The organism is Rhizobium sp. BK456, from assembly GCF_014194045.1.
Classification (GTDB): Bacteria; Pseudomonadota; Alphaproteobacteria; order Rhizobiales; family Rhizobiaceae; genus Rhizobium; species Rhizobium redzepovicii.
Genome location: NZ_JACIAO010000009.1, coordinates 85,211 through 102,487 on the forward strand (window position 1 = coordinate 85,211; position 17,277 = coordinate 102,487).

The 17,277-nt window shown below is 62.3% G+C and carries 19 protein-coding genes; 17 read left to right on the forward strand and 2 right to left on the reverse strand.

Annotation, left to right across the window (positions count from 1 at the left end; translation table 11 throughout):
- The first annotated feature begins 199 nt into the window (after positions 1-199).
- The 7 genes from FHX03_RS23910 to FHX03_RS23940 all read left to right on the forward strand — a co-directional run bounded on the left by FHX03_RS23910 (position 200) and on the right by FHX03_RS23940 (position 6,197).
- Positions 200-631 carry an acetyl-CoA carboxylase biotin carboxyl carrier protein gene (locus FHX03_RS23910; RefSeq protein ID WP_183780323.1) on the forward strand — a complete coding sequence of 144 codons (432 nt, stop codon included), beginning with the start codon at positions 200-202 and terminating at the stop codon, positions 629-631.
- Positions 631-2,025, forward strand: a complete 1,395-nt coding sequence (gene accC / locus FHX03_RS23915; protein ID WP_183855765.1) for an acetyl-CoA carboxylase biotin carboxylase subunit — start codon at positions 631-633, stop codon at positions 2,023-2,025. The genes FHX03_RS23910 and accC overlap by 1 nt, the downstream gene beginning before the upstream one ends.
- Complete coding sequence (locus tag FHX03_RS23920; RefSeq protein ID WP_183855767.1) at positions 2,022-2,447, forward strand: acetyl-CoA carboxylase biotin carboxyl carrier protein; 426 nt, start codon at positions 2,022-2,024, stop codon at positions 2,445-2,447. The genes accC and FHX03_RS23920 overlap by 4 nt, the downstream gene beginning before the upstream one ends.
- Entirely contained in the window at positions 2,444-3,151 is a 708-nt protein-coding gene (pxpB, locus tag FHX03_RS23925; RefSeq protein ID WP_183855769.1) for a 5-oxoprolinase subunit PxpB, read from the forward strand. Before FHX03_RS23920 ends, pxpB begins: the two co-directional genes overlap by 4 nt.
- On the forward strand, positions 3,148-4,143 hold the full coding sequence (locus FHX03_RS23930) for a biotin-dependent carboxyltransferase family protein (RefSeq protein ID WP_183855771.1): 996 nt from the start codon (positions 3,148-3,150) through the stop codon (positions 4,141-4,143). Before pxpB ends, FHX03_RS23930 begins: the two co-directional genes overlap by 4 nt.
- A 21-nt stretch (positions 4,144-4,164) precedes the next feature.
- On the forward strand, positions 4,165-4,932 hold the full coding sequence (locus FHX03_RS23935; protein WP_183780012.1) for a 5-oxoprolinase subunit PxpA: 768 nt from the start codon (positions 4,165-4,167) through the stop codon (positions 4,930-4,932).
- A gap of 62 nt (positions 4,933-4,994) precedes the next feature.
- Complete coding sequence (locus FHX03_RS23940) at positions 4,995-6,197, forward strand: pyridoxal phosphate-dependent aminotransferase (protein ID WP_183855772.1); 1,203 nt, start codon at positions 4,995-4,997, stop codon at positions 6,195-6,197.
- Positions 6,198-6,209: 12 nt separating this feature from the next.
- Here the strand turns inward: FHX03_RS23940 and nac are convergent, their stop codons facing one another.
- A complete protein-coding gene (nac, locus tag FHX03_RS23945) occupies positions 6,210-7,115 on the reverse strand; it encodes a nitrogen assimilation transcriptional regulator NAC (protein ID WP_040143173.1) in 906 nt (301 codons plus the stop codon).
- A 232-nt stretch (positions 7,116-7,347) separates the two neighbouring features.
- Between nac and FHX03_RS23950 the strand changes: the two genes are divergently transcribed.
- The 6 genes from FHX03_RS23950 to FHX03_RS23975 all read left to right on the forward strand — a co-directional run bounded on the left by FHX03_RS23950 (position 7,348) and on the right by FHX03_RS23975 (position 11,970).
- Entirely contained in the window at positions 7,348-8,121 is a 774-nt protein-coding gene (locus tag FHX03_RS23950) for an SDR family oxidoreductase (RefSeq protein WP_183780018.1), read from the forward strand.
- A complete protein-coding gene (locus FHX03_RS23955; RefSeq protein WP_183780020.1) occupies positions 8,118-8,825 on the forward strand; it encodes an amino acid ABC transporter permease in 708 nt (235 codons plus the stop codon). The genes FHX03_RS23950 and FHX03_RS23955 overlap by 4 nt, the downstream gene beginning before the upstream one ends.
- Positions 8,822-9,577 carry an amino acid ABC transporter permease gene (locus tag FHX03_RS23960; protein WP_097626132.1) on the forward strand — a complete coding sequence of 252 codons (756 nt, stop codon included), beginning with the start codon at positions 8,822-8,824 and terminating at the stop codon, positions 9,575-9,577. Before FHX03_RS23955 ends, FHX03_RS23960 begins: the two co-directional genes overlap by 4 nt.
- Positions 9,574-10,338 carry an amino acid ABC transporter ATP-binding protein gene (locus FHX03_RS23965; RefSeq protein WP_281413186.1) on the forward strand — a complete coding sequence of 255 codons (765 nt, stop codon included), beginning with the start codon at positions 9,574-9,576 and terminating at the stop codon, positions 10,336-10,338. Before FHX03_RS23960 ends, FHX03_RS23965 begins: the two co-directional genes overlap by 4 nt.
- 32 nt (positions 10,339-10,370) lie before the next feature.
- A complete protein-coding gene (locus FHX03_RS23970; RefSeq protein WP_097626134.1) occupies positions 10,371-11,207 on the forward strand; it encodes an ABC transporter substrate-binding protein in 837 nt (278 codons plus the stop codon).
- Positions 11,208-11,295: 88 nt separating this feature from the next.
- On the forward strand, positions 11,296-11,970 hold the full coding sequence (locus tag FHX03_RS23975) for a 4-carboxy-4-hydroxy-2-oxoadipate aldolase/oxaloacetate decarboxylase (RefSeq protein ID WP_064841711.1): 675 nt from the start codon (positions 11,296-11,298) through the stop codon (positions 11,968-11,970).
- A 72-nt stretch (positions 11,971-12,042) separates the two neighbouring features.
- Here FHX03_RS23975 and FHX03_RS23980 read toward each other — a convergent pair whose 3' ends face one another.
- Entirely contained in the window at positions 12,043-13,077 is a 1,035-nt protein-coding gene (locus FHX03_RS23980) for a LacI family DNA-binding transcriptional regulator (RefSeq protein ID WP_097626326.1), read from the reverse strand.
- 159 nt (positions 13,078-13,236) lie between these two features.
- Between FHX03_RS23980 and FHX03_RS23985 the strand changes: the two genes are divergently transcribed.
- From FHX03_RS23985 to FHX03_RS24000, 4 genes are all read left to right on the forward strand, one after another.
- Entirely contained in the window at positions 13,237-14,211 is a 975-nt protein-coding gene (locus FHX03_RS23985; RefSeq protein WP_183855776.1) for a sugar ABC transporter substrate-binding protein, read from the forward strand.
- A gap of 106 nt (positions 14,212-14,317) precedes the next feature.
- Complete coding sequence (locus FHX03_RS23990) at positions 14,318-15,364, forward strand: ABC transporter permease (protein ID WP_183855778.1); 1,047 nt, start codon at positions 14,318-14,320, stop codon at positions 15,362-15,364.
- 10 nt (positions 15,365-15,374) lie between these two features.
- Positions 15,375-16,373, forward strand: a complete 999-nt coding sequence (locus FHX03_RS23995; RefSeq protein ID WP_183855780.1) for an ABC transporter permease — start codon at positions 15,375-15,377, stop codon at positions 16,371-16,373.
- Positions 16,374-16,382: 9 nt separating this feature from the next.
- Positions 16,383-17,204, forward strand: a complete 822-nt coding sequence (locus FHX03_RS24000; protein WP_183855782.1) for an ATP-binding cassette domain-containing protein — start codon at positions 16,383-16,385, stop codon at positions 17,202-17,204.
- Positions 17,205-17,277 lie beyond the last annotated feature (73 nt).

The window sequence follows — 17,277 nt, forward strand, 5'->3', positions numbered from 1 at the left end:
TTTTCCTGGATTCGGTTCGCCTCGCCGGCGCCGGCTGCCATCAAGGGCATTCGGCGACATCTCCCCATAAGCGCCGTTTGCGCTCCATCAAAACTTCGTCTGACCCCATCAGCCCATACGTCGTGCTACGAAAATCACGACACCGGGCGACGTGAGACTTCAGGTCTGCGCGGTGGAATTTGAAATTCCGAGCACGCATATGGACCTCTCGAAGATCAAGACGCTGATCGACTTTGTCGGACGATCGAATATTACCGAGCTGACCGTGACGGAAAAGGACGTGACGGTTCGGATCTTTCGCACGTCGCCGGCAGAGGCAGGCGTTGCCGAGCCCTCGCAAAAGCCGGAATCGACGATAAACCTCGTCTCCGATGCGCCTTTGAGCGTCGTGAAAACCTCCCATGCGGTGAAGGCGCCCGTCTTTGGCGTTCTGCACCGGGCGCCGGCGCCCGGCGAGCCGCCATTTGTCGCGATCGGCGACGCGGTGGAGGAGGGGCAGACCCTTTTCATCATCGAGGCGATGAAAGTCTTCAATACGATCGCCGCACCGCGATCCGGGCGCATCACGCACGTGACCGATATCGACAATGGCGAGGTCGAGACCGGCGACCTGCTGGCGGAGATCGTCTGATGCCGAAAACCTCGGAACAATCCGCTGCTTCAGAACGCCGCTTCGATACCGTCCTCATCGCCAATCGCGGCGAGATCGCCGCCCGGGTTCAGCGCGCCTGCCGCGAACTCGGCCTGAAGACCGTCGCCATCTGCTCCGAAGCGGACCGGCAAGCGCCCTACGTCACGACCGCAGACCATTTTCTCTGCATCGGCCCGTCGGGTGCGGGCAGGAGCTATCTCAATCAGGATGCCATCCTTCTCGCCGCACGCCTGACCGGCGCCGGCGCCATTCATCCCGGTTACGGTTTTCTGTCGGAAAATGCCGCATTCGCCGACGCCGTCGAAAAGGCCGAGCTGACTTTCATCGGTCCGACCGCTTCGTCGATCGCGACCATGGGCGACAAGATCGCGGCGAAGCGGGCGATGATGGCGGCCGGCGTACCCTGCGTTCCCGGTCCCGACAGCGCGCTGCCTGACGACCCGGCCACAATCGAGCGCATTGCGCTGGAGATCGGTTATCCCGTCATCGTCAAGGCGTCCGGCGGCGGCGGCGGCCGCGGCATGCGCGTCGTCCCGAAAGCCGATCAGTTGCATGAGGCAATTGCACTGACCCGGGAAGAGGCGCGCAAGGCCTTCGGCTCGCCCGCCCTCTACATGGAGAAATTCCTGGAGCATCCGCGCCATATCGAGATCCAGGTTCTTTGCGACGATCACGGCAATGCCGTTTGGCTTGGACATCGGGATTGCTCGATGCAGCGGCGCCATCAGAAAGTGGTGGAAGAGGCGCCGGCGCCCGGGATCGCGCCTGAGATCATCCAGCCGGTCGGCATGGCCTGCGTCCAGGCGTGCCGCCAGATCGGCTACCGCGGCGTCGGCACCTTCGAATTCCTTTATGAGGACGGTGCTTTCTACTTCATCGAGATGAACACACGGCTTCAGGTCGAACATCCCGTCACCGAACTGACGAGCGGCATCGATATCGTCCAGGCGCAGATAAAAGCGGCCCAGGGCGAGGTTCTGGATCTCGCCCAGAGCGAGGTCACCTGCGAAGGCCATTCTTTCGAATGCCGCATCAACGCCGAGGATCCCGACACTTTCCTGCCGTCGGCCGGTGTCGTCACTCATCTGACTTTGCCGCAGGGGCAGGGCATCCGGGTCGATACGCATATTCATCCCGGCTACAGGGTCTCGCCCTATTATGACTCGCTGATCGCCAAGCTGATCGTCCACGCGCCGACGCGGGCGAAAGCGATGGCCAGAATGTGCGAGGCGCTTGCCGGAACCGAGATCGAGGGCATTGCCACCAATATCCCCTTCCTGCGCGCCCTATTCGAGGACCACGCATTCGCACGCGGTGAGACCGATATCCACTATCTCGAGCACTGGCTGAAGCTGCGGAGGAGGGCGGCATGAGCGCCATCGACTTCAGCGATCCCGCAACCATCGCATTCCTCACCGAGGCGCTGACGGCCGCCGGCGTGGAGAGCCTCGAAATCTCCCGGCCGGACGGGCAGATTCGCATTGTCATATCAGGGGAGGGCGGCGCCCGCGTCAGCGTGCCGGCAGCCACACCCCGCGCGTCGAACTCTGCACCTGTCGTGGTGAAGGCGCCGCTGGCAGGACATTTCTGCGCCGAACATCCGGCCGCCGCCGTCACGCCCCAAACTCTGCCGCGCTTCGTATCCGATGCCGATGTCCTCGGCTTCGTCAGGGTAGGGCACGTGCTGCTTCCCCTTCGCGCCGGCCGTTCCGGTGTCTTGACTAGGCTGCTCGCCGAGCCTGACGCCCTGGTCGGCTTCGGTGACCCTCTGTTCGAAATCGAGCTGCCATCATGATCGCCACGACGAACAGACATGCCTCGCAACGTGAAATCGTTCCGGCCACCCAAAGCCGGGCGCGGGTTTCCTCGATCGGGGCCAGATCCTTCCTGCTCGAGGCGCCGGGCGATTTCGATCTGATCGCGCAGCGGCGGATCTGGGCCCTGTCTCAGACGGTGAGAAGCTGGGCCGACCTTGCCGAAAATATTCCAGGGATGACCAACCTGCTGGTTATCTTCAAGGAGACGCCCGAGGATCCAGATGCGGTGGTCGCCCGGCTGCTGGAGGCATGGGAGCATGCGCAGAGCATCGATCTCAACGGCAAGACCATCGAGATCCCCGCCCATTACGGCGGCGAACATGCGAGCGATCTTGCGGCCCTTTGCGATTTCTCGGGCTTAAGCGACCGCGAGGTCGTCCGCATCCATCATGAAGCGACCTATCGGGTCTTCGCCTTGGGCAGCGCGCCGGGTTTCGGTTATCTGCATGGCCTCGATCCGCGCATCTACATGCCGCGAAAGACCGTGCCGTCGCTGAAGATGCCGAAGGGCTGCGTGACGATCGGCGGCATGCAGACCGGTGTCGCCATGCTGACCGGCCCCAATGGCTGGAACTCCATCGGCTTTGCGACACTCGAGATGTTCGACCCGACCGCCCAGAACCCCGCCATGATGGCGCCTGGAGATACGGTGCGGTTCCTGCCGGCAAGGATCGAGCTATGATCGAGATCTTGGAAAGCGGCCCGTTCAACACGGTGCAGGATCTCGGACGCCCCGGCTACCGCGACATCGGCGTGTCGGCGAGCGGCGCGATGGATCCGCTTGCGGTCAGGATCGGCAATAGTCTCGTCGGCAATGACGAAAATGCGGCGGTGATCGAGGTGCAGACCTTCCCGTTCAGCCTGCGTTTCGAGCGGCGCGCCGTCTTTGCCGTGACCGGCGCCGACGGTCATCCTCACCTCGACGGATCGGAGCTCATTCCCTGGTGCGCCTATATGGCAGAGCCCGGACAGGTTCTCGAACTGAAGCAGCCCCCGCGGCTGGCGCGCGCCTATATTTCGTTCGGCGGCGGGCTGGATATTCCAGTTGTCATGGGGTCGCGCAGCACGTCGCTGCGGGGCGGCTTTGGCGGCAATGCCGGCAGGCCGCTGGCGAAGGATGATCGGATCGCGGTCGGCGAGGATGCGGAGATCGCCATGCTGCCGGCCACTGGCCTCGCCGTCGTCGAGCCGGGCGTGGCACTGCGCGACGTCTTCCCAGCTCCCGTCGACGGCGCGCTGCCGATCCGCGCTCTGCCTGCCGGCGAGCATGGTCTTTTCGCCGGAGACGGCGAAGCCTTTTGGGGCCAGACCTGGCGGATTTCCTCGCGCAGCGACCGCACGGGCTACCGCCTGTCCGGCGAGCCGATCACGCCGACTGCCTCCATCGAAATGCGCTCTCACGGCGTCGTGCCCGGCGTCATCCAGGTTCCACCCGGCGGCGAACCGATCGTGCAGATGAGCGATGCGAATACCGCCGGCGGCTATCCGAAGATCGCCGGCGTGATCGAATGCGACCTCTGGCGGCTCGGTCAGGCCCGCATCGGCGCCCGCCTGAAATTCGTCCGCTCGACGCATGCGGAAGCGCGTGCGGTCGAACAGGCCGTCGCCCGTTATGTCGAGGATGTCAGGCTGACATCCGGGATGGTCAAGCGTGCCCTGAAGGCGATGGCTTAAGCGAGGCGAAAGGAGGAACTGATGAAGATCGATCTGAATTCCGACATGGGCGAAGGATTTGGTCCCTACCGGCTGTGCGACGACGAAGCGATGATGAAGATCGTCTCTTCGGCCAATATCGCCTGCGGTTTCCACGGCGGCGACCCCGATACGATGGGGCGGATGGTGCGGCTGGCAAAGCAGAATGGCGTCGGCATCGGCGCCCATCCCGGCCTGCCCGACCGGCCGGGCTTCGGCCGGCGTGAAATACCCTTTCAGGCAGACGAGCTTCGCCAGCAGATGCTCTACCAGCTCGGCGCGCTGATGGCGATCGCCAGAGCCGAGCGCGTCACCGTCTCCCATCTCAGCTTTCATGCGGCCATGGGCAATATGGTCAACCGCGATCCTGTTCTCGCCGACCTGATGATGGATGCGATCGCAACTGTCGACGCCAATCTCGTCGTCTTCGTCACGTCAGGCAGCGAAATCGAGCAGGCGGCCAAACGCGCGCGCCTGAAAACGCTGGTGCTTTTCCTTGCGGACCGGGCCTATGACGGCGGCGGCAGGCTTGTTGCGCGCGGGCTGCCGGGCGCCGTCATCAAGGACGAAGCCGCCGTGCGCGCCCGTGTGCGAAAATTCCTCCTCGACGGCAGCGTCGAGACCAGCGACGGCGGTGTGATCGCCATGCCGGCGCGCTCCATCCTCGTCCACAGCGACACGCCGGGCGCCCTTGAGCTTGCTGGCATCGTGCGCGCCGAGATCGAAGCCACGGGCGCGACCCTCGCACCTGCCGCCGAACTCGCCGAATAACGCAATCCCGATCGCCTGCGGGCGGTCTCTCGTTTTCAATTCCTCATCGAAGGATCATGTCGATGTCCATTATCGCCGACCGCCTGAAAAACGTCTCCATTTCAGCATCCGCCGCCATGACCCAGCGCGCCCGGGAATTGGCTGCCAAGGGGATCAAAGTCGTCAGCCTCTCCTCCGGCGAGCCGGATTTCCCCACCCCAGCACATGCGATCGAGGCGGCCCACGCGGCAGCGCTCGCCGGCGATACGAAATATCCGCCGATGGACGGCACGCCGGCGCTCAAATCCGCCATCATCCGGAAGTTCAAGCGCGACAACAATCTCGACTACGACGCCAGCCAGATCGTCGTCTCGGGCGGCGGCAAGCAGGTGATCTTCAACGCCATGCTGGCGACCTGCAATCCGGGCGACGAGGTCGTCATCCCCACGCCCTCCTGGGTCAGCTATGCCGACATCGTCAAATTCGCCGGCGGCGTACCGGTTCCGGTCCCCTGCCATGAGCAGACCGGCTTCAAGCTGCGCGCGGAAGATCTGGAGGCTGCGATCACGCCGCGCACCAAATGGCTCTTCCTGAATTTCCCGAACAATCCGACCGGAGCCGCCTGCTCTCGGGCTGAGATGGCCGCCATCGCCGAGGTCATGCTGCGCCATCCAAACGTCTGGATCATGACCGACGATATTTACGAACATCTAGTCTATGACGACTTCCAGTTCTGCACGATCGCGGAGGTCGAGCCGAGACTGTACAATCGCGTCCTGACGATGAACGGCGTCTCCAAGGCTTACGCGATGACCGGCTGGCGCCTCGGATTCTGCGCCGGATCGAAAGAGCTGATCTCGGCGATTAGCAACGTCAACGGCCAGAATGGCGGCGGCATTGCGACGCTGACCCAGGCGGCGGCAACCGCGGCGCTGGACGGGCCCCAAGACCTGCTGAAGGAGCGCGCCGCTATCTACAAGACGCGACGCGACTTCGTTCTCGACAAATTATCCGAAGTGGAAGGGCTGCGCTGCCACCGGCCCGAGGGCGCCTTTTATATCTATCCCAACATTTCGGAGCTGATCGGCAAGACCAGCAAGGGCGGGCGCAAGATCGAGAGCGACGTCGATTTCGTCATCGGTCTGGTGGAGGAGCATTATGTCGCGACCGTGCAAGGCGCGGCTTACGGAATGAGCCCCTTCTTCCGTATTTCCTACGCGACAAGTCTGGAAAAACTGGGCGAGGGCTGCGCGCGGATCGCCCAGTTCTGCAAGGATATGCGCTAGCCGGCAGCCACCTCAGGCTTTCAGCCGCGCCGTCAGCTCGAGAAGAATGTCGCGGACGGCAAGCGCCGGCTCCGACAGGGGATTCTGATCGGAAACGCAAAGCGACAGCGTTTCCTCGATCCGCGGCGAGACCAGCCGGCAGATCAGCGGCTCGCTCGATTCCGAGACGATGCGATCGGCAATCGCCTTCGGCATGATCGTCGCGCCGAGACCGCTGCCGACCGCGCGGGCGAGCGTGCGCACGATCTCGACCTCCGCCACGACCTTCAAATTGGTGCGTGTGCGGGTGAAGGCAGTGTCGACCGCGCGGCGGACGAAGTTATAGGCCGGCGGCAGGAGCAACGGTATGCCGTCGAGAGCGTTGACCGCAACGGGTTTCGTATCCGCTTCGATGGCAAAGTCGCGATGGGCGACCAGAAAAAACTCTTCGCTGAGGATCGGTTCGAAGCGCACGCCTTTGATCGGTCCGGTTCCATGCAGAAGCGCCATCTCCAGCCGGCCGTTCATGATCATCTGGCTATAGGTCTGGCCGACGCTTTCGGTCAGGTGCAGCAGAATACCGGGATGCCGTTTCCGGGTTTCCGCCAGCAGATCGACGGAGAGCGTCGCCGCACTGCTGAACGGCACCAGGCCGACCGACACGCGCCCGGCAAGCGAATTGCCCGCCGCCGATGCATCGGCCTGCGCCTGCTCCATTTGCCGAAGGATGATCTGGGCATGGCGATATACCGCGTGTCCGGCATCGGTCATGCTGACGCCCTGCTGGCTGCGGATCAGCAGCTTGTGGCCGAAATGCTCTTCCAGCGCCGCGAGCTGCTGGCTCAGAGCCGGCTGGGCGATATGCAAAAGATCCGCCGCTCGTGTGATGCTGCCGCTGTCGACGATCACGATGAAGGATTTGAGGCGTCTGATGTCCATGGGGATCGGGGTACCATTCTGATCTGCGGATGGCATGTTTGCAGAGGCGCCTTGCTTTTGCAACGCGGCGCAGCCTGAAGCGGGGCCGCGAGAGAATACCGGCATCGCCGCTTTCTCTTCTTCGGCAGACCGCGCCGGCTCCATAACCGTTGCTTATTGCTCCAGAGATAATCGGTCTTAGGCAAGGGGTTAAAGCTTCGCTACTGTCTCAATCAACCACAAGGGAACGACAATGCCATTCTCCGACTACAAGACCGCACTGGTGACCGGCGCATCCTCCGGGATCGGCGCAGCCGTGGTTGAGCGGCTTCGCCGGGAGAATATCGAGGTCCATGCCGTTGCCCGCAGCACTGAAGCGCTGCAGCAGCTGGCCGAGCGTACGGGCTGTATTGCCCATGCCATCGATGTGACCGACCGTCCGGCAATCGCCGAGCTCGCCGGCCGGGTGGAGTTCGACATTCTCGTCAACAATGCCGGCGTCGACCGGCCGAAGAAGTTCCTGGAAGCCGACGAGAGCGATATCGACCTCCTCGTCGACGTCAATCTCCGCGCGGTTCTGCACATCTGCCGCCTGGTGGTGCCGGGCATGGTGGCGCGCGACCGCGGCCATGTCATCAACATTTCGTCGATTGCCGGCGCCTATAATTTCGGAGGCAACTCCTCCTATCACGCCACCAAGGCCGGCGTGAGCATGCTGTCCAACCAGCTGCGCATCGACGCTTTCGGCAAGCGGGTGCGGGTCACCGAAATCTGCCCCGGCCGGGTCGCCACGGATATTTTCAATCACGTTCATGGCAATGATCCGAGCATCCGGGAAAAGTTCATCGACGGTTTCGAATTGCCTGAAGCGACCGATATCGCCGACGCGATCGCCTTCGCCATCGCGGCTCCCGTTGCCGTCAACATCGGACATATGGAGATCACACCGACGCTGCAGGTCATGGGCGGCCTGCAGACGGCAAGGCCGCAGCTGAAGACGGATCCATCCGGGGAGCCAGGCTCGTGAGCGGCTTCGACCTTTCGGCAATCCTGGGGAATCCCGAATATGCCGCCATGCTGCTGCATGGCATCGAGATGACCTTCATCATCTATGCCGGGTCCTGGACCCTGGCGATGGCGCTCGCACTGCTGCTGCTGGCTGTGCGCCTGTCGCCCTTTCGCTTCGGCGATCCGTTAGTCGCCGCTTACGTATCCTACCATCGCAACGTGCCCACCCTTGTTCAGCTGATGCTGTGGTATTTCGGGATATTCACCCTGATGCCGAACGGGGTGGCGACATGGCTTGCAAGCCACAATGCCGAGGCGATATTCGCAGTGATCGGGCTCGGGCTCTGCCAGGCAGCCTATTTCAGCGAAGATCTTCGTTCGGGCGTGCGCTCGGTCGGTCCCGGCCAGATGGAGGCAGCCCGCGCTCTCGGCCACGGTTATGTCTCGGCGATGCGGTTCGTCATCATGCCGCAGGGCGTGCGTAACGCGCTGCCGCCGCTCATCAATCACAGTGTTTCCCTGTTCAAGAACAGCAGCCTCGCCGTCGTCATCGGCGCGTCGGAACTGACGCATGCCGTCAAGGAAATCGAGAACCTCAGCTTCCGCACCTTCGAGATCTACCTGATCGGCACGGTTCTCTATCTCTTCTTCTCGCTCGTGATCATGAGCATCGGCGCCTATCTGTCGATGCGCGCCGATCCTGCCAGGAGTGCGCGCGCATGATCCACGACATGATCGCCATCGTCCGCGACTACTGGCTGCTGCTCCTGATCGGCCAATATCCGAACGGACCGCTCGGCGGGCTCGCCAATACGCTGATCCTGTCGGCGCTCAGCATCGCTCTCGCCTTTCCGATCAGTATCCTGTTTGCAACAGCGAGGCTCTCCAAATCGCCGCTGCTGCGCTGGCCGGTTACCGCCCTTGTCTATTTCACCAGGGGCGTGCCTCTCTTGATGCTCATCCTGTGGAGCTATTTCCTGGTGCCGCTGCTGACCGGCGCCGACGTACCGAGCTTCGTCACCATGCTGACGACGCTCGTGGTCTATCAGAGCGCGTTTTTGAGCGAAGTCGTCCGTGCCGGCATCGTCGCGCTCGGGCCTGGCCAGATGGATGCGGCACGGGCGCTTGGCCACAGCTATATCGGCGCGATGCGCTACATCATCCTGCCGCAGGCGCTCTACAACATGATCCCGAGCATCCTCTCCACCTTCGTCTCGACGATCAAGGATACGACGCTCGGTTACGTGATCAACGTGCCGGACCTGACCTTTGCCGCAAGCCAGGTCAACAATCAGCTGCTGACGCAGCCCTTCCAGGTCTTCCTCATCCTGGCGATCGTCTACTTCGCCATCTGCTGGACGCTGACCTACTTCGCAAATCGCCTCGAGCGGCGCATCACGCGGCGGCGTGCGGGACTTCTCAACGTCTCCGCCGCCGTGGTCACGCCGTCGAAAATCGTATCGGAGCAGCTATGACCATGTCCGTTTCAACGCAGGAATCGCAGATGATCCGGCTTTCGCAGGTCTGCAAGAGCTATGGCGACTATCCGGTTTTGAAGGACATCGACGCTGAGGTGGCGCGCGGCGAAGTCGTGGTCATCTGCGGACCGTCCGGTTCGGGGAAATCCACGCTGATCCGCACGATCAATCGCCTCGAGGAGATCAACAGCGGATCGATCACGCTCGACGGGCAGAACATTCACGCCTCCATGCGGGCAAAGGCACTCAACGCGATGCGCAGCCGGATTGGCTTCGTCTTTCAGAATTTCAACCTGTTTCCGCATCTCTCCGTCGCCGAAAACGTCTCGATGTCGCCGATCCGGGTGAAGGGCGTAACGGCCGATGTCGCGCACAAAAAGGCGCTCAAGCTTCTCGACCGGGTCGGCCTCGCCGACAAGGCCCGCGCTTATCCCGGTCAACTGTCGGGCGGCCAGCAGCAGCGGGTGGCGATCGCCCGGGCTCTGGCCATGGAACCGCCGGTGATGCTGTTCGACGAACCGACCAGCGCGCTCGATCCCGAAATGGTCGGCGAAGTGCTCGCGGTCATGAAGAGCCTGGCGTCCGAAGGCATGACCATGCTCTGCGTCACCCACGAAATGGGTTTCGCCCGCGATGTCGCCGACCGGATCTGGTTCATCGATGCCGGCCAGATCATCGAAACGGCGAGCCCCGAGGACTTCTTCAGCAATCCGACCCATCCCCGGGCTCAGCGGTTCCTCGCTGATCTCAGGCATTGATACCTAACCATTAAAAACAAAGGAGAACAGCAATGAAGTGGAAATACCTAAGCCTCACCGTCGCATTCGCCGGCATGGCAGCCGCCTTGCCCGCGAAAGCCGATCAGCTCGACACCATCATGTCGGCCAAGACCCTGCGCTGCGCGACGTTCGCCGACGTTCCTCCCTTCGCTTCGCCGGATCCGAAGACCCGCGAAATGGCCGGCTTCGACGTCGATCTCTGCGGCGCCATCGCCAAGGAATTGGGCGTCAAGGCCGAGATCAAGCCGGTTTCGGTCGAAGCCCGCGTGCCGGAGGTCAAGCTCGGCCGCGTCGACATCACCGTTGCCAACCTTGCCTATACGCTGAGCCGCGCCGAGCAGATCCAGTTCAGCGATCCCTATTATCTCGCCAAGGAGATGCTGATCGTGCCGGCCGACGATGCCGGCAAGACGAAGGCCGATTACGCCGGCCAGCGCCTGGCTTCGACCAAGGGCTCGACATCTGAGATGTCGATCAAGCTGAACAAATCCGACCCGCTCACCTTCCAGGATACCGCCTCTGCCTATCTCGCCGTCCAGCAGGGCAAGGCCCGCGGCATGGTCGCCAACACCATGACGACGACCAAGTTCGTCAATGAATCGAAGAGCAAGGGCAAGCAAATGCGGATGATCGAGGAGCCGATGCTCTATCAACCGATCGGCATCGGCATGGCCAAGGATCAGCCGAAGCTGACGGCCAAGATCAACGAGATCCTGCACAAGCTCGACGAGTCCGGTGAAATCAACAAAATCTGGGACAAGTGGCTCGGCCCGAACACCGAGTACAAGATGACCCGCACCGACAAAGTCGTGCCGCTCGCGCAGCTGAAATTCGACCCGATCCCGTAGACCGACCGGTCTCGGAACCTCCCGAAGACATTCAACCGAGATAAGACGGCGGGATTTGCCCGCCGTCTACCAACGATGTGAGGCACCCATGATTCATATAAAAGACATCGCTGAACGGCCCAGCAAAGCTGACATCGAGGCCGTTTCGAAATTTTCGCCGGCGACGATCCACGAGGCCCAGGGACGCCGCGGCGCGCTTTCCTCGCGCCTCAAGCCCGTCGACTACCGCATGAAACTGTGCGGTCCGGCCTTTACGGTCAAATGCGCGCCGCGCGACAACATCATGCTGCAGCTCGCCATCAACTACGCGAAGCCCGGCGATATCATCGTTGTCTCGGCGGGCGAGTACGAGGAAGCGGGATCCTTCGGCGATGTACTCGCCAATGCCTGCCTTGCCAAAGGCATCGGCGGTCTCGTCACCGACACCGGCGTACGCGACACGCTGCAGCTCAGAGAACTTGGTTTCCCCGTCTTCTCGCTCAGCGTCTGCATCAAGGGCACGGTGAAGGAAACCATTGCGGCGGTGAACGACCCGATCATCGTCGGCGGCGAAACCATCAATCCCGGCGACATCATCGTCGGCGATGCCGACGGCCTGGTGGTCGTGCGCAGACAGGAAGCGCAGGAAGCAGCGAGGCTGTCGCAGGCGCGCGAAGATGCCGAAGCCGGTTACATCGCAGCCTACAAGGCGGGAAAATCGGTCATCGAGGTCAGCAATCTGGAAGCGGTGCTGAAAGCCAAGGGCCTTGTCGTCGACATTTGAGCCGACACGCGGATCGGCCCTTGATAAGCCCGGGCCGGCTTTCCAGTCGCGGCGAACGCCGCGGCTGTCATCTCAGATATTCTCCGGCGTCACGATTTCGAAGGTAATGGTCCGCTGAATCGTGCCGCCCGAGGCACCCTGCGTGATCGTTTCGATCATCGTTTCGACCAGCGCCGTGGACGTCTGTTCCAGCGGATGACAGAGAGCCGCGGTAATCATCCCCTCTGACAGGCCTTTTCGCGTCTCCGGGCCGATGTCCCGGCAGACGAGGCGGATGCTTCGGCGCCGCTCCTGCGGCACTTCCCTCAGCGCCCGCAAGACCCCGGAGATGCCGCCGCCGACAATCAGGATGCCGGTGAGGTCATCCGTCGCCGCCAAAAGTTCCTTGACCATCCGGTAGGCCTCGTTCGGCTCCTCATGCGTGGGGCGGCTTTCCTCGATGGTCAGATGCGGCGCATGCTCGCGCACATAGGAGCGGAAGCTGGCATCGGAGACGTCCTGACATTGGTAACGATGGTTGCCGATGAACACGGCAATCCGCCCCGGTCCGTGGGTCATGTTCGAAATCAGCCACGCCGCCGTCCGCCCCATTTTCCAATTGTCGGCGCCGACATAAGCGGCCCGTTCGCGGGCGGATTGGTCGGTAATATAGGCGATGACCGGCTTGCCCTTCTCGTGCAGCTCGCGGATGGCCTGGGCGATCACCGGATGATCGGCGGCGACCACGGCGACGGCGTCACAATTTGCGCCGAGCGCCTTGAGCCGGCCGGCAATATTCTCCGGCGTCAGGAGATCGACAAAATCGACCACCGGGTCGATGACCTCATCGCGCCTGGCGCGGCATGCCTCGACGATCTTCTTGCCGAACAGCTGGTAAAGCTCACGGCTGGATTGCTGCAGCAGAAAGCCAAGCCGGTATTTTGGCACCGATTTGCGCAGCCTATCCTCGATTGCCCCGGCGCCGTAGAAGCCGATCCGCTCCGCGGCCGCCTGGACGCGCTGCACGGTCGTGCCTTTGACGGAGGCGGTGCCGGCCAGGATCCGATTGACGGTCGCAATGGAGACATCGGCCTCCTTGGCAAGATCCGAGATGGTCGGCCGCCGCATGATCATTCCCTCCATCGTCAGAGCGTTCGTATCATTATGACTGATACTCTGTGATACTTTATGCATGTTTAGTATGATTTCACATTTCGCGAATTTCAAGCGGTGATATGTTTCTCTTCACGGCAAGCCAGGGAGGCGGGCCATGGGAGGAAGATTGAGATGACTAAATTTCGCCGCTTCGCGGCAACCGTGTCGGCCGCCGCCATCGTGACCTGCACTGCCACGGCCGTTATGGCCGCCAACATCTTCGTTGTGGGCGGCAAGCCGGACGATCCGTTCTGGTCGATCGTCAAGCGTGGCGCCGAGGATGCCGGCAAGGTCGCGGAAGCCCAGGGCGGCAAGGTCGTCTGGCTCGGGCCGCAGAACTACGACAATCTCGGCGTCGATGCGGCCGAGCTGATCCGTCAGGCCATCGACCAGGGCGCCGATGCGATCGTCGGCCCGGACTGGGTGCCGGAGGCCATGGACCCCGCCTTCAAAGCGGTCGTCGACAAGAAAATTCCGCTGATCATCTATAATGCCGGCGGCATCGAAGCCGCCGATCGCCTCGGTGCAATGAACTATGTCGGCTCTAACGACTATCTCTCCGGCAAGGCTGCGGGCAGCTACTTCGCCAAGCATGACCTGAAGAACGCCGTCTGCCTCAACACGCTTCCAGGTGCGGCAAACATCGAAGCTTTCTGCAAAGGTATGACCGACGGCGTGACCGAAGGGGGCGGCACCGGTTCGTCGTTGCCGCTGCCCGCCACGTCATTCGGTTCGGCAACTGCCGTGGCACAGGCGCTGAAGGCGCATCTGTTGCAGCATCCGGAGATCAAGGCGGTCTTCGCGATCGGCAATGTCGATACCAATTCGGGGGTCAACGGCGTGACGCAGGCCGGCAAAGCCGGACAGGTGAAGGTCTGCGGCATGAACATGGATGAAACCGTTCTGAATAACATCAAGAGCGGCAGCCAGCTTTGTGCCATCGACCAGCAGGGTTACCTGCAGGGCTATCTGGCGGTTTCGATCCTGAACGGCAACGTCAATTACGGACTCACCGTCCCGACCCGGGAGATCCTGACCGGCCCCGGCGTCATCGACGCGTCCAACGTCGACGCCACCTTGGCAGGCGTGAAGGCCGGCGCCCGGTAAGGGGTCGGCCGAACGTGGTGAAGCTGCCTGCCCCTCACGCGGGCAGCTTCCATTCTTTCAGAAGCGCCGACCCTTACCGGTCATGCGGCTTTATTGGTGGTGTCAAATGAACGCGAGAAACGATGTCCTCGCCCCGTCGGCTGCTTCGGGCGGCCATACCAAAGCGACCATCGGTCAGCTTTCCCGGCGCCCTGAAGCCGGGTCGTTGCTGGGCTTGATTGCGGTGTTCGCCTTCTTCGCCCTGCTGGGCGGCAAGGTCTTCCTGTCCGCTGCGGGCTATGCGAGCTGGCTCAACGTTGCCGCCGAGATCGGCATCGTTGCGCTGCCGATCGGGCTCCTGATGATCGCAGGCGAAATGGACCTCTCGATCGGCGCGGTGATCCCGGCATCATCACTGACGGTGGCAATCATATCAGGCCATTACGGCTTGCCCGAAATCGTCGGGATTTCCGCCGGCCTGGGCGTCGGGCTCCTCGTCGGGTTTTTCAACGGTTATCTCGTCAACCGCACCCGAGTCCCGTCCTTGATCGTCACCATCGGCTCGATGTTCGCCGTCATGGGCCTGACGCTCGGCTTCACCGTGCTGATCGCCGGCAGTACCGGCGTATCGCTGGTGCCAAGCCCGACCGTCAAAGCGATCCTCGGCGATTTCATCGGCGGCATGTTCCAGGTGACGATCTTTTGGTGGATCCTGTTTGCGGTGGCGTTCTTCTGCCTGCTGCACATCTCGCCTGTGGGCAACTGGATCTTTGCTCTCGGCGGCGACAAGGTCTCGGCCCGCAACGCCGGTATTCCGACCGACAAACTGACCATCGCCCTCTATATGCTGTCGGGCTTTTCCGCCGCCTTCGTCGGCGTCAGCCAGGTGCTCGTCTATCAAAGCGCGCAGGTGCTCGGCGGGCAATCCTTCATTTTCAATTCAATCATGTGCGTGGTCATCGGCGGCGTGCTTCTGACCGGCGGCGCCGGATCGGTGGTGGGCATCGTCTTTGGCACGCTCACCTTCGCGATCGTCAATCAGGGCATTTATTTCACCGGCATAGATCCGAATCTCGGCAGCGTCATCATCGGGGCGCTTCTGCTGCTCGCCGTGATGATGAACGACAAGTTCCGGCTGATGGCGATGTGCTACGCCGCGAAAAAGAAGAAGTGAGGGCGAAGAGATGAACGGCTTTTCCATTGGACACTTCGTACGCCGCCCGGAATTCGGCGCCGTGTTGAGCTTCGTCGCGGTGATCGTCTTCTATGTCGCCTTTGGCGGCGTCAGCCTCGGTACGCTCTTCGGCGCGGCAAGCTGGGTCAATTTCGCCGCCAATCTCGGTATCGTCGCCCTGCCTGTCGGCCTTCTGATGATATCAGGCGAGCTCGATATCTCGATCGGTGCAATGATCCCGGCGGGCTCGATGACGATCGCCATTCTCTCGGGCTATTACGAGTTGCCAATCGTCATCGGCATGCTCGGCGTGCTCGCCATCGGCGTCCTCGTCGGGCTGGTCAACGGTCTCCTGGCGGTGCGCACCAGCGTGCCCTCGCTGATCATCACCCTCGGCACGCTGGTGGCGGTGCAGGGGCTCGTGCTGGCCGGATCCGTCATCCTGACCGGGGCCGCTTCGGTTCCGCTCAACGCCCCCGCCTGGGCCAAGACGGTGTTCGGCGACCTCATCCACGGCAAATTCCAGGTGATCATCCTGTGGTGGCTGGCACTGACGGTGGTCTTTGGTTTCGTGCTGCACGCGACCCGCTACGGCAACTGGATCGTCGCCATGGGCGGCGACGAGGTCAGCGCCCGCAATGCCGGCATCCCGACCGACCGGCTGAAGATCGTCCTTTTCGTTCTATCGAGCACGGCCGCATCTTTCGTCGGAATGTGCGGCGCCATCCTGTTCAATTCCGCGCAGGTCTCGGGCGGCATGAACTACATCTTCAATACGATCGTCTCGATCGTGGTGGGCGGCGTGCTGCTCACGGGCGGCTTCGGTTCGGTCGCCGGAATCTTCCTCGGCGCGTTGACCTTCGCCGTCGTCAGCCAAGGCATCTACTTCACCGACATCGACCGCAATTGGTCCAATCTGATTATCGGCGTGATGCTGATGGCCGCCGTTCTGATGAACAACACGTTCCGGCAGATGGCGTTAAGCTTCGTGCCGAAGAAAAAGAAGTGAGTGTCAACCATGTCCGACAATATTCCGATCCTTGAACTCCAGAATGTCGACAAGAGCTTCGGCCCGATCGACGTGCTGCACGACATCTCGCTCAAGGTCCGTGCGGGCGAGGTGCTCTGCCTGCTCGGTGATAACGGCGCCGGCAAATCGACGCTGATCAAGACGCTTGCGGGTGTCCACAGACCGTCGCGCGGCGCCATCCTGATGGACGGCAATCCGGTCGAATTCAGCGGGCCGCGCGATGCGCAGGAAAAAGGCATCTCGGCAGTGCATCAATTCGGCGGCACATTTCCACTGATGTCGATCGGCCGCTCCTTCTTCGTCGGCGTCGAGCCGACCAAGGGCTGGGGTCCTTTCAAGGTCTATGACCGCAGGAAGGCCAATGAGATTGCCGTCAAAGCCGTGCAGGATTTCGGCATCACCCGGATTGATGATGGCGACCGCCTTGTCGGCGGGCTTTCAGGCGGCGAACGCCAGTCGCTCGCCATTGCCCGGGCCGTGCATTTCGGCGCGCGCGTGCTGATCCTTGACGAACCGACGGCCGCTCTCGGCGTGAAGCAGGCAGCGCATGTGCTGCGGATCGTCAACGAAGCCAAGCGGCGGGGTCTGGCGGTGATCTTCATCACCCACCAGGTCATGCATGCGATGGCGGTGGGCGATCACTTCGCCGTTCTCATCCGCGGCGCGATCGCCGCCGATTTCCGTCGGGGCGAGAAGACGCGCGAGGAGATTACCGACCTGATGGCCGGCGGGGAAACCATGGCGGATCTCAAAGCCCAAATCGATACTTACATTGCAAGTCATGAGAGCCATTCGCCGCCGGCTGAGTAACCGCTGACGGCACTCAAACGACACAGCGCAAAACACACAGCGTCCGGCAGCGACAAACAGGTCGTCGCCGGGG

Bases quoted from the DNA above. Each gene is read 5' to 3' on its own strand.
- FHX03_RS23910 (WP_183780323.1), top strand. From the start codon at position 200: ATGGACCTCTCGAAGATCAAGACGCTGATCGACTTTGTCGGACGATCG.
- accC (WP_183855765.1), top strand. From the start codon at position 631: ATGCCGAAAACCTCGGAACAATCCGCTGCTTCAGAACGCCGCTTCGAT.
- FHX03_RS23920 (WP_183855767.1), top strand. From the start codon at position 2,022: ATGAGCGCCATCGACTTCAGCGATCCCGCAACCATCGCATTCCTCACC.
- pxpB (WP_183855769.1), top strand. From the start codon at position 2,444: ATGATCGCCACGACGAACAGACATGCCTCGCAACGTGAAATCGTTCCG.
- FHX03_RS23930 (WP_183855771.1), top strand. From the start codon at position 3,148: ATGATCGAGATCTTGGAAAGCGGCCCGTTCAACACGGTGCAGGATCTC.
- FHX03_RS23935 (WP_183780012.1), top strand. From the start codon at position 4,165: ATGAAGATCGATCTGAATTCCGACATGGGCGAAGGATTTGGTCCCTAC.
- FHX03_RS23940 (WP_183855772.1), top strand. From the start codon at position 4,995: ATGTCCATTATCGCCGACCGCCTGAAAAACGTCTCCATTTCAGCATCC.
- nac (WP_040143173.1), bottom strand. From the start codon at position 7,115: ATGGACATCAGACGCCTCAAATCCTTCATCGTGATCGTCGACAGCGGC.
- FHX03_RS23950 (WP_183780018.1), top strand. From the start codon at position 7,348: ATGCCATTCTCCGACTACAAGACCGCACTGGTGACCGGCGCATCCTCC.
- FHX03_RS23960 (WP_097626132.1), top strand. From the start codon at position 8,822: ATGATCCACGACATGATCGCCATCGTCCGCGACTACTGGCTGCTGCTC.
- FHX03_RS23965 (WP_281413186.1), top strand. From the start codon at position 9,574: ATGACCATGTCCGTTTCAACGCAGGAATCGCAGATGATCCGGCTTTCG.
- FHX03_RS23970 (WP_097626134.1), top strand. From the start codon at position 10,371: ATGAAGTGGAAATACCTAAGCCTCACCGTCGCATTCGCCGGCATGGCA.
- FHX03_RS23975 (WP_064841711.1), top strand. From the start codon at position 11,296: ATGATTCATATAAAAGACATCGCTGAACGGCCCAGCAAAGCTGACATC.
- FHX03_RS23980 (WP_097626326.1), bottom strand. From the start codon at position 13,077: ATGCGGCGGCCGACCATCTCGGATCTTGCCAAGGAGGCCGATGTCTCC.
- FHX03_RS23985 (WP_183855776.1), top strand. From the start codon at position 13,237: ATGACTAAATTTCGCCGCTTCGCGGCAACCGTGTCGGCCGCCGCCATC.
- FHX03_RS23990 (WP_183855778.1), top strand. From the start codon at position 14,318: ATGAACGCGAGAAACGATGTCCTCGCCCCGTCGGCTGCTTCGGGCGGC.
- FHX03_RS23995 (WP_183855780.1), top strand. From the start codon at position 15,375: ATGAACGGCTTTTCCATTGGACACTTCGTACGCCGCCCGGAATTCGGC.
- FHX03_RS24000 (WP_183855782.1), top strand. From the start codon at position 16,383: ATGTCCGACAATATTCCGATCCTTGAACTCCAGAATGTCGACAAGAGC.